The sequence below is a fragment of the Luteimonas sp. R10 genome (assembly GCF_045689605.1).
Classification (GTDB): domain Bacteria; phylum Pseudomonadota; class Gammaproteobacteria; order Xanthomonadales; family Xanthomonadaceae; genus Luteimonas.
Genome location: NZ_CP141262.1, coordinates 1,964,801 through 1,978,659 on the forward strand (window position 1 = coordinate 1,964,801; position 13,859 = coordinate 1,978,659).

At 70.2% G+C, this 13,859-nt stretch carries 10 protein-coding genes; 6 read left to right on the top strand and 4 right to left on the bottom strand.

Going from position 1 to position 13,859, the window contains the following annotated elements; translation table 11 throughout:
- Nucleotides 1-105: 105 nt before the first annotated feature.
- From U3649_RS08340 to U3649_RS08360, 5 genes are all read left to right on the top strand, one after another.
- Nucleotides 106-2,187, top strand: coding sequence for a prolyl oligopeptidase family serine peptidase (locus U3649_RS08340; RefSeq protein WP_407354373.1), 2,082 nt, complete (start codon nucleotides 106-108; stop codon nucleotides 2,185-2,187).
- A 154-nt stretch (nucleotides 2,188-2,341) separates the two neighbouring features.
- Nucleotides 2,342-3,589 carry a DUF819 domain-containing protein gene (locus U3649_RS08345; protein WP_407354374.1) on the top strand — a complete coding sequence of 416 codons (1,248 nt, stop codon included), beginning with the start codon at nucleotides 2,342-2,344 and terminating at the stop codon, nucleotides 3,587-3,589.
- Between the two features lie 272 nt (nucleotides 3,590-3,861).
- Nucleotides 3,862-5,541, top strand: coding sequence for a carbon starvation protein A (locus U3649_RS08350; protein WP_407354375.1), 1,680 nt, complete (start codon nucleotides 3,862-3,864; stop codon nucleotides 5,539-5,541).
- A gap of 3 nt (nucleotides 5,542-5,544) precedes the next feature.
- Nucleotides 5,545-5,820, top strand: coding sequence for a cory-CC-star protein (locus tag U3649_RS08355; RefSeq protein WP_407354376.1), 276 nt, complete (start codon nucleotides 5,545-5,547; stop codon nucleotides 5,818-5,820).
- On the top strand, nucleotides 5,811-6,806 hold the full coding sequence (locus U3649_RS08360) for an ArsA family ATPase (RefSeq protein WP_407354377.1): 996 nt from the start codon (nucleotides 5,811-5,813) through the stop codon (nucleotides 6,804-6,806). The genes U3649_RS08355 and U3649_RS08360 overlap by 10 nt, the downstream gene beginning before the upstream one ends.
- A gap of 59 nt (nucleotides 6,807-6,865) precedes the next feature.
- Here the strand turns inward: U3649_RS08360 and U3649_RS08365 are convergent, their stop codons facing one another.
- The 4 genes from U3649_RS08365 to U3649_RS08380 all read right to left on the bottom strand — a co-directional run bounded on the left by U3649_RS08365 (nucleotide 6,866) and on the right by U3649_RS08380 (nucleotide 12,805).
- Entirely contained in the window at nucleotides 6,866-7,873 is a 1,008-nt protein-coding gene (locus U3649_RS08365; RefSeq protein WP_407354378.1) for a magnesium and cobalt transport protein CorA, read from the bottom strand.
- A gap of 468 nt (nucleotides 7,874-8,341) precedes the next feature.
- The gene (locus tag U3649_RS08370) at nucleotides 8,342-10,372 is read right to left on the bottom strand and encodes a glycoside hydrolase family 97 protein (protein WP_407354379.1); all 2,031 of its coding nucleotides are present in this window, start codon (nucleotides 10,370-10,372) and stop codon (nucleotides 8,342-8,344) included.
- Between the two features lie 156 nt (nucleotides 10,373-10,528).
- The gene (locus tag U3649_RS08375) at nucleotides 10,529-11,713 is read right to left on the bottom strand and encodes a DUF4105 domain-containing protein (protein ID WP_407354380.1); all 1,185 of its coding nucleotides are present in this window, start codon (nucleotides 11,711-11,713) and stop codon (nucleotides 10,529-10,531) included.
- 216 nt (nucleotides 11,714-11,929) lie between these two features.
- Nucleotides 11,930-12,805, bottom strand: a complete 876-nt coding sequence (locus U3649_RS08380; protein WP_407354381.1) for an HlyC/CorC family transporter — start codon at nucleotides 12,803-12,805, stop codon at nucleotides 11,930-11,932.
- A gap of 511 nt (nucleotides 12,806-13,316) precedes the next feature.
- Between U3649_RS08380 and U3649_RS08385 the strand changes: the two genes are divergently transcribed.
- Nucleotides 13,317-13,823: a hypothetical protein gene (locus U3649_RS08385; RefSeq protein ID WP_407354382.1), complete on the top strand. Its 507-nt coding sequence runs from the start codon at nucleotides 13,317-13,319 to the stop codon at nucleotides 13,821-13,823.
- Nucleotides 13,824-13,859 lie beyond the last annotated feature (36 nt).

Genomic DNA, 13,859 nt, shown 5'->3' on the forward strand with positions numbered 1-13,859 from the left:
CGAGCAAGCTCGGCTCTACGGGTGGCGGGGGACCGGGCGGATGAGACGGGCGGGCCGGGCTTGGCATCGGCTACCATCGGCGCCTTGCCCGCTCCGGAGACGATGATGACGCTGCGAACCGCCCTGTTGCCGCTGTGCCTGCTTGCCGCCCTGCCATCGGTGGCGGTGGCGCAGCGGGGCCTCGAGGCCCGCGACCTGGCCACGCTGCCGCGGGTGTCTTCCCCGGTGCTGTCGCCGGACGGCGGCCGCGTGGTGTTCGCCGAGCGCACCGTCGACCTCGCCGAGGACAAGGCCAGCAGCGCGCTGTACCTGCGCGACCTGCGCACGCGCGACATGGCGCCGCCGAAACGGCTGACACCCGAGGGCTGGAACGTCAATTCGCCGGCGTTCTCGCCGGACGGCGCCACCGTCTATTTCCTCAGCGCGAAGAACGGCAGCCAGCAGCTGTACGCGATCCCGGCCGCCGGCGGCGAGCCGCGGCAGCTGACCGGATTCGCGCTCGACGTCGGCAGCTACAAGCTGTCGCCGGACGGCGTCCGCGTCGCCTTCAGTGCCGAGACCTTCGCCGATTGCGCCGACGCCTCCGAAGGCGTGTTCGCCTGCACCCAGGCGCGGCTGGACGCCCGCGAGGAGGACAAGACCAGCGGCGTGGTCTACGAGCAGCTGTTCGTGCGCCACTGGGACACCTGGAAGGACGGCCGCCGCAGCCGGTTGTACGTTGCCGACCTGCCGGCCGCCGACGGCGAACCGGTGGCCGCCGCGGCGGCATTGAGCGGATCGCTGGACGGCGACGTGCCCTCCAAGCCGTTCGGCGACGCCGGCGACTACGCCTGGGCCCCGGACGGGACCTCGGTGGTGGCCAGCATCAAGGTGGCCGGCCGCGAGGAGCCGTGGTCGACCGACTTCGACCTGTACCGCCTGGACGCCGACGGCAGCGGCGCCCCGGTCAACCTGACCGAGGCCAACCCCGCGTGGGACGCCGGCCCGGTGTTCAGCGCCGACGGCGGCACGCTGTTCTACCGCGCGATGCAGCGGCCCGGCTTCGAGGCCGACCGCTTCGCGGTGATGGCGATGGACCTGGCCAGCGGCGAGACCCGCGAGATCGCCCCGGACTGGGACCGCTCGCCCAGCAGCCTGGCGGTGGGCGCGGACGGCGCCACGCTGTACGCGGCGGCGCAGGACACCGGCGAGTACCCGCTGTTCCGCATCGACATCGACAGCGGCGAGGTGACGAAGCTGGTCGCCGACGGCACGGTGTCGTCGTACGCGCTGGCCGGCGACACGCTGATGTTCGCACGCAACTCGATGCGCAGCGGCGACGTGCTGTACACCGCGACGCCCGACGCGCAGCACGCGCGGCAGATCACCCCGACCGCGGCCGAGCGCCTGCCGGACGTCGCCTTCGGCGACTACGAGCAGTTCTCGTTCCGCGGCGCCGGCGGCGACACCGTGCACGGCTACGTGGTCAAGCCCTGGAACTATCGCGAGGGCGAGGCCTATCCGGTCGCGTTCCTGATCCACGGCGGCCCGCAGGGCAGCTTCGGCGACGGCTGGAGCTACCGCTGGAACCCGCAGACGTACGCGGGGCAGGGCTATGCGGTGGTGATGATCGACTTCCACGGCAGCACCGGCTACGGCCAGGCCTTCACCGACTCGATCAGCGGCGACTGGGGCGGCAAGCCGCTGGAGGACCTGCAGAAGGGCTGGGCCGCCGCGCAGCGCGAATATGCGTTCCTCGACGGCGACCGCGCCTGCGCGCTCGGCGCCAGCTACGGCGGCTACATGATCAACTGGATCGCCGGCAACTGGAACGAGCCCTGGAAGTGCCTGGTCAACCACGACGGCGTGTTCGACACCCGCTCGATGGGCTACGTGACCGAGGAGCTGTGGTTCACCGAGTGGGAGAACGGCGGCCCGGTGTACGAGAACATGGCCGCCTACGAGAAGTTCAACCCGGTCCGGCACGTCGACAAGTGGCGCGTGCCGATGCTGGTGGTGCAGGGCGAGAAGGACTATCGCGTGCCGGTCGACCAGGGGCTGATGGCGTTCACTGCGTTGCAGCGCCGTGGCATCGAGTCGAAGCTGCTGTACTTTCCCGACGAGAACCACTGGGTGCTGAAGCCGAACAACAGCGTGCTGTGGCACGAGACGGTCAACGGCTGGCTGCAGCGGCATCTCGGCGATTGATGGCCGGCACACCGCGTTCCTTCGCCCGTAGAGCGGAGCCCGCTCCGCTGCCCCCGGCCCCGGAGCCGGCGCAGCAGCCGGGCAAGCTCGGCTCTACGGGTGCCGCGCCTGGCGCGGCGGGACATCATTCATCCGGACATGCCTGGAGCGGCTGATGGACGAGACTTCCTTGCCATTGATCACCAACGACGCCGCGGTCATGGGCCTGCTGGCGCTGACGCTCGGCGCGGTGTTCTGGACCGCCTCGCGCACGACGGGCTTCTGGAAGAAGTTCTACACCTACGTGCCGGCGCTGCTGCTGTGCTACCTGTTGCCGGCGATCTACAACAGCGTCGGCCTGATCGACGGCGAGACCTCGGCCCTGTACCCGGTGGCGCGCGACTACCTGCTGCCGGCGTCGCTGGTGCTGCTGTGCCTGGCCATCGACCTGGGCGCGGTGCTGCGGCTGGGGCCGAAGGCGGTGATCATGTTCCTCACCGGCACGGCCGGGGTGATGCTCGGCGCCGTCGTGGCCTTCATGGCGATGGGCGTGCTGCACCCGCCCACGGTGGCCGGCGAGACCTGGCGCGGGCTCACCACGGTGGCCGGCAGCTGGATTGGCGGTGGCGCCAACCAGGCGGCGATGAAGGAGGTGTTCGAGGTCGACGACAACCTGTTCGGCCAGTTCGTCGCGGTCGACGTGCTGGTGGCCAACGTGTGGATGGCGATACTGCTGTTCCTGGCGCCGCGGGCGGCGACCTTCGATCGCTGGACCCGTGCCGACACCGCGGCGATCGACGATCTCCAGCGCCGCATCGAGAGCTACCAGGCGCAGCACGCGCGCGTGCTCTCGCTGCCCGACCTGATGGCGATCCTGGCGGTGGGGCTGGGCGCGACCGGCCTGGCGCACTTCCTTGCCGATCCGCTGGTGGCGTGGATCGCCAGCCTGCCGGCATCCTGGCGCCTGGAGGACTACAGCCTGACCTCGGGCTTCTTCTGGATCGTGGTGTTCGCGACCACCGTGGGCCTGGCGCTCAGCTTCACCCGCGCCCGCGCGCTCGAGGGCGCCGGCGCCTCGAAGGTGGGTTCGGCGATGCTCTACGTGCTGGTGGCCACGATCGGCATGCAGATGGACCTGGGCGCGCTGCTGGACCGCCCCGGATTGTTCGCCCTGGGGGTGCTCTGGATCTCGGTGCACGCGGGCCTGCTGCTGCTGGTCGCCAAGCTGATCCGTGCGCCGCTGTTCTTCCTGGCGGTCGGCTCGCAGGCCAATGTCGGCGGCGCCGCGTCGGCGCCGGTGGTGGCCGCGGCGTTCCACCCGGCGCTGGCGCCGGTCGGCGTGCTGCTGGCGGTGCTGGGCTACGCGCTCGGCACCTATTGCGCCTACCTGACCGGCCTGCTGCTGCGGTTGCTGGGTACCTGACCGACCAGGCCGATTCCCGTAGAGCGGAGCTTGCTCCGCTGCTCCCATTTCCGGAGCCCATGAGAGCGTAGGCCCTGCGTCCGCGTACCCAAGCAAGGCAAGCGGAGCAAGCTCCGCTCTACGGGGCGAGGGGGCGTTGCGTGCGGGAGCGGCCGGTACGACTTTAGTCGTAATCCGCGGGCCCGAAGCCGCCGGATCCTTCCATTCCGGGGCCGGAGCTTTCATGCTGCCGGAATGCCGGCCGTGAGCCGGACGCTACGGGAGATGCCTGGATGAATGCGATCGCACTGCTGCTCGTCGGCCTCGGCGTGATGGCGCTCGGCTACTTCTTCTATTCGAAATTCATCGCCGAGAAGATCTACCGGCTGGAGGCGGACTTCCGCACCCCGGCGCACACACTGCGCGACGGCGTCGACTACGTGCCGACCAACCGCTTCGTGCTCTGGGGCCACCACTTCACCTCGGTGGCGGGCGCGGCGCCGATCGTCGGTCCGGCGATCGCGGTGATCTGGGGCTGGGGCCCGGCCTTCCTGTGGGTGGTGTTCGGCACCGTGTTCTTCGCCGGGGTGCACGACTTCGGCGCGCTCTGGGCCAGCGTGCGCAACAAGGGCAAGTCGATGGGCATGCTCAGCGGCAGCTACATCGGCCGCCGCGGGCGCAACCTGTTCCTGGTGGTGATCTTCCTGCTGCTGCTGATGGTCAACGCGGCGTTCGCGGTGGTGATCTCCAACCTGCTGGTGTCCACGCCGTCCGCGGTGATCCCGGTCTGGGGCGCGATCCTGGTGGCGCTGGTGATCGGGCAGCTGATCTACCGGGTCAAGATGGGGTTGCTGTGGCCGTCGATCGGCGGCGTGGCGGTGCTCTACGCGTTGATCTGGATCGGCAGCGCCTATCCGATCGTGCTGCCGGAGACGGTGCTCGGCATGAGCGCGAAGTCGTTCTGGATCGTGCTGCTGTTCCTGTACGCCGGCATCGCCTCGCTGCTGCCGGTGTGGGTGCTGCTGCAGCCGCGCGACTACATCAACGGCCTGCAGCTGTTCCTCGGGCTGGGCATCCTGTACGCGGCGGTGCTGATCGCCTCGCCGACCATCGTCGCGCCGGCGTTCAACGACGCGGTGCCGGCGGGCACGCCGAGTATCGTGCCGCTGCTGTTCGTCACCATCGCCTGCGGCGCCGTCTCCGGTTTCCACGGCATGGTCGCCTCCGGCACCACCTCCAAGCAGCTCGACAAGGAGACCGACGCGCGCTTCGTCGGCTACTTCGGCGCGGTCGGCGAGGGCATGCTGTCGCTGGCGGCGATCATCTGCTGCACCGCCGGTTTCGCGACCCTGGTCGACTGGCAGGCGGTCTACAGCAGCTTCGGCGGCGGCAACGTCACCGCCTTCGTCAACGGCGGCGAGGCATTGCTGACGTCCGGCCTCGGGCTGCCGGAGAACCTCGGCGCGACCATGCTGGCGACCATGGCGATCCTGTTCGCCGCCACCACCATGGACACCGGCCTGCGGTTGCAGCGCTTCGTGGTGCAGGAGGCGGCCGAGCTGGCCGGCTTCAAGGTGGGCACGCTGCTCGGCACGGTGGTGGCGCTGGCGGTGTGCATGGCGCTGGCGTTCGGCGCCGGTTCCGACGGCAGCGGCGGCATGGTGATCTGGCCGCTGTTCGGCACCACCAACCAGCTGCTGGCGGCGCTGACGCTGGCGATCGTCTCGGTGATCCTGATCAAGAAGGGCCGCAACCCGGTCTTCACCATGGTGCCGCTGGCCTTCCTGCTGGTGATGTCGCTCTATGCGCTGGTGGTGCAGCTGGGTACGTTCTACGACGACGGCAACTGGCTGCTGCTGGCGATGGACATCGTGATCCTGATCGCGGCGCTGTGGGTGGCGCTGGAGGCGGTGATCGCGATGGCCAGGGGCCGCGATCCGAACGCCACGGCCGCCGAGGCCGGGGAAGGCTGACCCGTGCCGCCGGGCGGCGACAAGGCCTCCGCGCTGGCCCGCTTCGCGGCGGGCCTGCGCGAGTTCTACATGGCGCCGTACCGGCGCACGTTCGCGCGGGTGCAGCGCGACGAGGACGACCTGTTCATGCTGATGGTGTTCGCCGAATCGCTGGGCGTGCCCAATCCGGCGACCTGGTACACGCTCGAACTGATGCCGGTGATGTACGAGCGCTTCCACGACTGGCACCGGCGCATGGGCATGGAGCGCTCGCCGCTGGACCACGTCGGGTGCTGCTGAACCTGGCGGCATCGCGCCGGGTGCTGTTCTTCGGCGGCAAGGGCGGGGTGGGCAAGACCACGGTGGCGTCGGCCGCTGCCCTGGCGCAGGCGCGCGCCGGCCGGCGCGTATTGCTGGTCTCGACCGATCCGGCGCACAACCTCGGCCACCTGTGGCAGCGCGCGATCGGCCCGGCGCCGGTGCGCGTGGCCGCTGCCCTGGACGCCCTCGAGATCGATCCCGAGGCCACCGTGCGCGCGCACCTGGACGATGTGGGCCGGGCCCTGCGCCAGCTGATGCCGCCGCACCTGTCCGGCGAGGTCGACAAGCACCTGGCGCTGTCGCGCGAGGCGCCGGGCATGCACGAGGCGGCGCTGCTCGAGCGCATCGCCGAGCTGGTCGAGCAGGCACCGCGCGACTACGACCTGCTGGTGTTCGACACCGCGCCCTCCGGGCATACCGCGCGGCTGATGGCGCTGCCGGAGATGATGTCGGCCTGGACCGACGGCCTGCTGCGGCGGCAGGAGCGCAGCGAGCGCTTCGGCGCCGCGCTGCGCAACCTCGGCAGCGACGACGGTATCGCCGCGCGCGCGCTGGGCGGCGAGCGCGTCGATACGGCGCAGGACCGCGACCAGCGCATCCGCCAGGTGCTGCACCGCCGCCGGCACCGGTTCGAGCGCCTGCGCGCCGTGCTGGCGGACGACGCGCACACCGCATTCGTCATCGTGCTGGCGGCCGAGCGGCTACCGGTGCTGGAATCGATCGAGCTGCACGCGCAGTTGCGGCGCGCCGGCGTCCAGGTCGGCGGTCTGGTCGTCAACAAGCGTGCGCCGGCGGACGCCGGCGATTTCCTCGCAGGCCGGCGGATGCAGGAGGAGGCGCATCTGCGCGACCTGTGCGAAGCACTGCCGGGCCTGCCGCTGCAGCAGTTGCCTCTGCTGGCGGAGGACGTGGTCGGCGCGCAGGCACTGGAGGCCTTCGCGGCGCACCTGGCTTCGGCTTCGTAGAGCGGAGCTTGCTCCGCTGTTTCCGGCTCCGCAGCCGGCGCAGCCGAGCAAGCTCGGCTCTACAGCCAGCGGGCGCGCTTGAACAGCCGGTAGAGGAGGCCGCAGGTCACGGCGACGACGCCGATCAGCAGCGGATAGGCGTAGCGCTCGTCCAGTTCCGGCATGCCGTGGAAGTTCATGCCGTACCAGCTGGCGATCAGGGTCGGCGCCGCCAGCAGCGCCGCCCAGGCGCCGAGCTTCTTCACCGTTTCGCCCTGCGCCAGGGTGACCAGCGACAGGTTGACGCTGAGCGCGGTGCCGAGCATGTCGCGCAGGGCGTCGATCGAATCGTTCACGCGCACCGCGTGGTCGAGCACGTCGCGGAAGTACAGCCGCACCTCCTCGTCGGGGATCAGCGGGCTGGAGGTGCGCACCAGTTGCGACAGCACGTCCTGCAAGGGCGCCACCGACATGCGCATGTAGGTGAGTTCGCGCTTGAGATCGTACAGGCGCACGATCGTTTCGCGCCGGTAGGTGTCGGAGAAGACGTCCTTCTCCAGCAGCAGCAGCGTGTCCTTGAACTGCTGCGCGATCGGCAGGTAGTTGTCGACGATGTAGTCGAGCACCGCGTACAGGCCATAGGAGGCGCCGAGCGCCAGCAGCTCGGGCTCGCGCTCCACCCGCGCCCGCACCGGGGCGTACGACAGCGAGGCGCCGTGGCGCACGGTGATCAGGAAGCGCGGCCCGAGGAAGGCGTGGGTCTCGCCGTAGACGATGCGCTCGCCGATCACCTGCGCGGTGTTGACGGCCACGAACAGCGAATTGCCGTAGGCCTCGATCTTCGGCCGCTGGTGCGCCTTGTGGGCGTCCTCGATCGCCAGGTCGTGCAGGCCGAATTCCTCCTGCAGCTTGTCCAGCACGGTGTCCTCCGGCTCGTACAGGCCGAGCCAGACGAAGCCGTCGGGGTCGTTCGCCAGGACGTCGCTGATGGCGTCGAGGTCGAGGGCGTGGCGTTGGCCGCGACCGTCGTAGCGGATGCAGTTGACCACGCAATCGGGCAGCGAAGCGGAGCGCTCGTTCTCGGCCATCGCCGCATCGTGCGTCAACCTGCGGTCAGGGGCAAGGTGCTTCGGTACGCGCGTGATGTCCCGGCGAGCGGATCGTGCGCGGCGCCTGTGGGAGCGACGGAAGTCGCGACCGAAGCCTCGGCACCGGCGCTGCCGAGGCTTGCACGGTTCGCGGGGTCGCGACTTCCGTCGCTCCCACAAAGGCGGGGGGCGCGCACCCATCGTCCATGTCCGCGATCCGCGGTACACGGCGATGTTCCGGCGAGCGGATCGTGCGCGGCGCCTGTGGGAGCGACGGAAGTCGCGACTGAAGCCTCGGCACCGGTGCTGCCGAGGCTTGCTCGGTTCGCGGGGCCGCGACTTCCCGGCGGCGGTATACCGCCGCCACTCCCACCAGGGCAGAGCATCCGGCATGCCCCTGCATCTGGCTGCCGCTTGCTCCGCTACCGGAAACCTCTCGACATCCGTTCCGATCCGGGCCGCGTGCCCTCAGCGGGCCACGAAGCGGATCGCCTGGCCGCCGCCCGGCGCCAGCCGCAAGGTCAGCGTGTCGCCGGCGCCGACCTCGCGTTCCTCGATCTCGAGGTCGGTCTGGTTGCGCTGCCAGCCCGCATTCGGGCCGTCCCGGTAGATCTGCGCGGTGTAGCGGCGGTCGGCGTCGAGGAACGACAGCGGCACCTGCAGTTCGCGCGCCTCGCCGTCGGTGACCGCGCCCAGGTACCAGTCGTCGCCGCCGCGCTCGCGGCGGGCGATGGTGGCGAACTCGCCGATCTCGCCGTTGAGCACGCGGCTGTCCTCCCAGTCCACCGCGACGTCCTTGATGAACTGGAACGCGTCCATCCGGGCCTCGTAGTGCTCCGGCAGGTCGACCGCCATCTGCAGCGGGCTGTAGATCACCACGTACAGCGCCAGCTGCTTGGCCAGGGTGGTGGCGATCTTCTCGCCCGTCTTGGTGTTCATCACGAACACGCCGGGGGTGAAGTCGAACGGCCCGTCGAGCATGCGGGTGAACACCAGGGTCGCCTCGTGCTCCGGCGGATTGCCCGGCAGGCCCCAGGCGTTGTATTCCATGCCGCGCGCGCCCTCTCGGGTCATCCAGTTGGGGTAGGTGCGGCGCAGGCCGCTGTCCTTGATCGGCTCGTGCGGGTTGATGCCGATACGGCGCTTCGCCGCCTCGGTGACCACCTTGATGTGGTGGCGCGACATGGCCTGGCCCTCGTGCCAGGCCTGGCGCAGCGTGCCGTCGTCGCCCAGCACCTTGGCCTGGCCGCCGTCGGCGACGTAGCCGGTCTTGATCGCGTCGATCCCGAGCCGCTGGTACAGGTCCAATGCGTCTTCCAGCTGCGACTCGTAGTGCGCGGCATGCCCCGAGGTCTCATGGTGGCCGATCAGGCGCACGCCCTTGGCCTTGGCATGCGCGGCCACGCGTTCCAGGTCGAAATCGGGATAGGGCTCGGTGAAGCTGAAGGCCTCGCCGTTGGCGAACCAGTCGCCGTCCCAGCCGACGTTCCAGCCCTCGATCAGCACGCCGCCGATGCCGTGCTCGGCGGCGAAGTCGATGAAGCGCAGCGCGTGCTCGGTGGTGGCGCCGTGCTTGGGGCCGGAGCCCCAGGTCTTGGTGTCCAGGTGCATCTCCCACCAGATGCCGAGGTACTTCATCGGCCTGACCCACGATACGTCGCCGAGCGCGTTGGGTGCGTTGAGGTTCAGCACCAGGTCGGACTCGGCCAGCCCGCCCGCGTCCTCGCTGACCAGCAGCACCCGCCACGGCGTGGCGAACGGGGCGGTGCGCTCCACCTTCGCCGCGCCGGTACCCGGGAACAGCACCGCGCGCAGGCGCCGTCCTTCCACCCGCACCAGGTTCATCGCCGAATAGTCGAGCAGCGCCGCCTCGTGGAAGGCCAGGTGCAGGCCGTCGCCGGTGCGCAGCGTCAGCGGCGTCTGCGCGTAGCCGACCTCGGCCAGGGGCGTGCGCTGGTAGATGTATTCCTTGCGGTTCCACTCCAGCGCCGGGATCCACCATGCCGTGGCGGCATCGGCGACCACGAACTCGGTCAGCTCGTCGGCGATGTTGACCTGCCGCAGACTGTCCTGGTCGGGGAAGTCGTAGCGGAAGCCGACGCCGTCGTCGAAGACGCGGAACACCACGTCGAAGCGGCGCTCGTCGCCGGCGCGTTCGGCGAAGGTCACGCGCAGTTCGTTGTGGTGGTCGCGGACGAAGCGGCGCTCGCCCCAGGGCTGCTCCCAGGTCTGGTCGTGCGTGCGCGTCTGCTGCGCCACCAGCTCCAGGTTGCGCTCCAGCTTGGGGGCGTCGGTGAGCAGGATCCCCAGGCGCGAGGGCGCGATCACCGGCTTGCCGCGGCGCGAGACGCTGTAGCTGGCGCGGCCTTCCGGGTCGGTGGTCACCTCGACCTGCAGCGTGTCGTCGGGCGAGGCGACGCGCGCCACCGGGCGCGACTCCTGGGCGAACGCGGCGAGCGGCAACAGCAAGGCCAGGCAGGCGGACAGCGGGCGGATCATCGGGGGCGGCTCCTGCGGATGCGACGGTACGGGCACGCCTGGCATTCCAGAACGTTGCCCGATTCTTACACGCGTCGTGCGATCACGTCAGCGCATACGTATGCGATGAATGTGCGTGCGGCGATGCCGACGGGCGCAGGTGTGGCGGCTGTGCTACTAAGGCGGCGGATCCGTCTGCGCCGGACCGGTGCGGTTCGGAGACAGCGCAAGCAGCAGCCCCACGTGCACCGGCAGCAACAGCGCGATCCAGTGCAGGTTGCGCTGCGGCAGCACCGGCAGCCAGTGCAGGAACAGGGCCAGTACCGCGCCGAACGCAAGGACCGCCAGCACCCAGCCGAAGAGGCGGCCGGGGCCGCGCCCGCGCCGCAGGCGCCAGGCCCCCGGCAGCAGCAGTACGGCGAGCGGGTTGAGCAGCAGCAGGTTCTGGTTGCTCCAGCCGAAACGATGCGCGGTGCAGCACCAGATGAACAGCATCAACGCGCCGGCGACGGTGCATACGCTCCAGAACGGTATCGCGAACAGGAGCGGCGCGCGCGGCGCGCGTGCGCGCAGCCAGGACAACGCGCCGGTGATCGCAAGGCCGGCGAGCAGCCATGGCCACCATGGGCGTGCCGACTCCGCAGGCTCAGGCGCCAGGCGATGCGGCAGCAGCTCGGCCTCCGCGGCGACCAGGGGGCGGCCGTCCGGGCCGCGCATCTGCGCCAGCGCGTCGGCCAGCCGCATCGGCACGAAAGCGTCCTCCCAAAGCGAGTTCGGCCGGTCGGCGGCGGGGCCCAGGCCGAGGTCGAAGCCGAGCCACATCCACGGCGCCGGCGAGGCCAGCCGCACCGCATCGCCGCGGTAGGTGTTGCCGCGCGACCGACCCTGCAGCTGGCGCCGCAGCGCGCCGTCGAGCGCGCCGTCGAGGGCGTCGCGCACGCGGGTCGAGCAGTTGTCGGTGAAATAGTCGTAGCGGTAGCGCGCGTTCTCCGGGCGCGCGTTCTCCGCCAGCGCCGCGGCCAACGCGGTCGCCCGGGCGTCGCCGAGGTCGAGCCACTGGATGGTCACGCCACGGCCGACGTCGCGGTAGTAGGCAAGGTCTTCCGCCAGCGGCAGCACCGCCAGGCGGTACTGCATCCGGCCACGGATGAAATTGCCGACGAAGCCCGGCTCGTCGAGGTCGAAGAAGCCGAAGTTGTAGGACAGCGGTTCGGGCAGGGACGGATCATCGACCACGATCGCGTTGTGGCCGAAGCGCTCGAAGAAGACTTCCCCCGGCTGCATCGTGATCACGCCGATGCGCGGCGCGGCGAAGGCCCCGGCGGACAGCCCGCACAGCAGCAGGACCGGCAGCCACCGCATCCACTTCCCCCGTAGGAGCGGCTTCAGCCGCGAGCGCTCGCGAGCCGGCGGCGGATGTCCGCTGCCGCTGTTTCCCTTCGCAACGCGCGGCGGCGCGTTCATCATGGTTGCCACCGATAGGTCTGCCTGGCGCGATCGCGGCTGAAGCCGCTCCTACAAGGGCGCGGGCCGCCGTGCACGCAGGTCGTTTCCGGGGACGTGGCGGACATGCGGCTTTCAGGTGTCCTGCACTTCGGGACGCACGCTGACGTGCAGCGCGTGCAGCCGGCGCGCGTCGGCGCGGGCGACGCGGAAGCCGAAGCGCCCGAGCGCGAGTTCCTCGCCGGCCTCGGGCAAGTGCCCGATCGCCGCGGTGACCAGGCCGCCGATGGTGTCGTACTCGTCGTCGTCGAAGTCGGCGCCGAATCGCTCGTTGAAGTCCTCGATCGGCGTCAGCGCGTCGACCAGGTACTGGCCGTCGGCCTGGGCCGCGATCAGGGCGCTGTTGTCCTCGGCATCGTCGTACTCGTCGTCGATCTCGCCGACGATCTCCTCGAGCACGTCCTCGATGGTGATCAGCCCGGCCACGCCGCCGTACTCGTCGATCACGATCGCCATGTGGTTGCGCGACTGCCGGAACTCGCGCAGCAGCACGTCCAGGCGCTTGGATTCGGGGATCAGCACCGCCGGGCGCAGCAGTTCGCGGATGCGCACCTGGCCGCTGCGCGGTACCACGCCGCGCAGCAGGTCCTTGGCCAGCAGGATGCCGAGGATCTCGTCCTTGTCCTCGCCGTGCACCGGGAAGCGCGAGTGGCCCGATTCGACCACCTGCTGCATCACCTCGACGAAGGGGGCGTCGACCTGCAGCGCCACCATCTGCGAGCGCGGGATCATCGCGTCGCCCACGGTCATGCCGGACACGGCGATCGCGCCCTCCATCGTGCGCAGGGTATCGGCTTCGATCAGGCCGCCGGTCTGGGCGTCGCGGAGGATCTCGACCAGGTCTTCGCGGGTGGTCGGCTCGCCGGAAATCGCTGAACTGATGCGGTCGAGCCAGCTGCGGCGTTTTTCTGGAGGCTCCTGGGCGGAGCGACTACTGTCGTCTTCAGGCATTGCGATAACGCGGGCGCCCGTCATGGGCCACGGGGGGAGTCTAACGTGGATGCCCGTCCTCGTGTCGAACGTCCGCGGCCGCCGGGCCATGGGCGGGAACGGCCCCGCCCGGGGGGCGCCGGGCGGGTGCCAGGTACCGACCAGGCGATCCGTGCGCCCCGGGCGTCGGTTCGGCTTTGCCTCGGAGCATCCGGCCCGGGAGCGATCCCGCCAAGTGGCGGCCATTGCACGGGATTTCAGGACGCGTGCGGCCACACCGGTCGCGACTCCCGTCGCTCCCACAAGGGGGCCGCGCATTCCTTGTGGGAGCGACGGGAGTCGCGACCCGCGGTACGGCCACTCGTCCGGCGACTTCACCGCCAAGACGGCCGTAGGAGATCTCCGACAACCGCCACATGCGATCGCCGACGGCGGTTCCGGCATTCGCCGGATGGCGATGCGAGGCCGGTGATCGCGACCCTGCGTCTGCGGCACCCGCCGCACGACCATCGTTCTCAAGGAGGAATCTTCCATGCCCAGGACCTTCCGTTTTCCCACGGCCTGTTGCGCGTTGCTGCTCGCGGCTTCGATCCCGTTCCATGCCCGATCGTCCACGCCCGTCGTCGTCGGCGCCGCGCAGTACGTGGACGTCTCGGCCTACATCCATGGCGACGACCAGATCAACGCCTGGTACGGCATGACCTGGCAGCTGGCGCAGGATTTCGACTACATCTGCGGCGACACCTTCTGCGAAGGCGAATACAGCAACATCGAAGCATTGCGCTATCGCTGCTCGGTGCACCAGGTCAGCGGCCGTATCGGCATGTGCCTGTGGATGTTCGCCGCCAGCCACGAGGAGGTCGACCCGGCGACCGGCAAGATCGGCGTGGACCAGGCGTTCTGGCGTTGCCGCACGCCGCTGGCGCCCGGCACCACGCTCGAGGAGCTGCTCGCCGCGGTGGAGGGACAGTCGCCGCTGTACGCCGAACTGCCGGGCGGGCAGGGTTCGATCTACGAGGGGTTGATCGACTGCCTGTGAACGGCGCCGCGGGAAGCGGTGCCGGCCGGTCCCGGC

Coding starts and splice junctions, on each gene's coding strand:
- U3649_RS08375 (WP_407354380.1), bottom strand. CDS start 11,713: ATGCGGTGGCTGCCGGTCCTGCTGCTGTGCGGGCTGTCCGCCGGGGCC.
- U3649_RS08370 (WP_407354379.1), bottom strand. CDS start 10,372: ATGATCCGCCCGCTGTCCGCCTGCCTGGCCTTGCTGTTGCCGCTCGCC.
- U3649_RS08340 (WP_407354373.1), top strand. CDS start 106: ATGACGCTGCGAACCGCCCTGTTGCCGCTGTGCCTGCTTGCCGCCCTG.
- U3649_RS08380 (WP_407354381.1), bottom strand. CDS start 12,805: ATGCCTGAAGACGACAGTAGTCGCTCCGCCCAGGAGCCTCCAGAAAAA.
- U3649_RS08365 (WP_407354378.1), bottom strand. CDS start 7,873: ATGGCCGAGAACGAGCGCTCCGCTTCGCTGCCCGATTGCGTGGTCAAC.
- U3649_RS08345 (WP_407354374.1), top strand. CDS start 2,342: ATGGACGAGACTTCCTTGCCATTGATCACCAACGACGCCGCGGTCATG.
- U3649_RS08350 (WP_407354375.1), top strand. CDS start 3,862: ATGAATGCGATCGCACTGCTGCTCGTCGGCCTCGGCGTGATGGCGCTC.
- U3649_RS08385 (WP_407354382.1), top strand. CDS start 13,317: ATGCCCAGGACCTTCCGTTTTCCCACGGCCTGTTGCGCGTTGCTGCTC.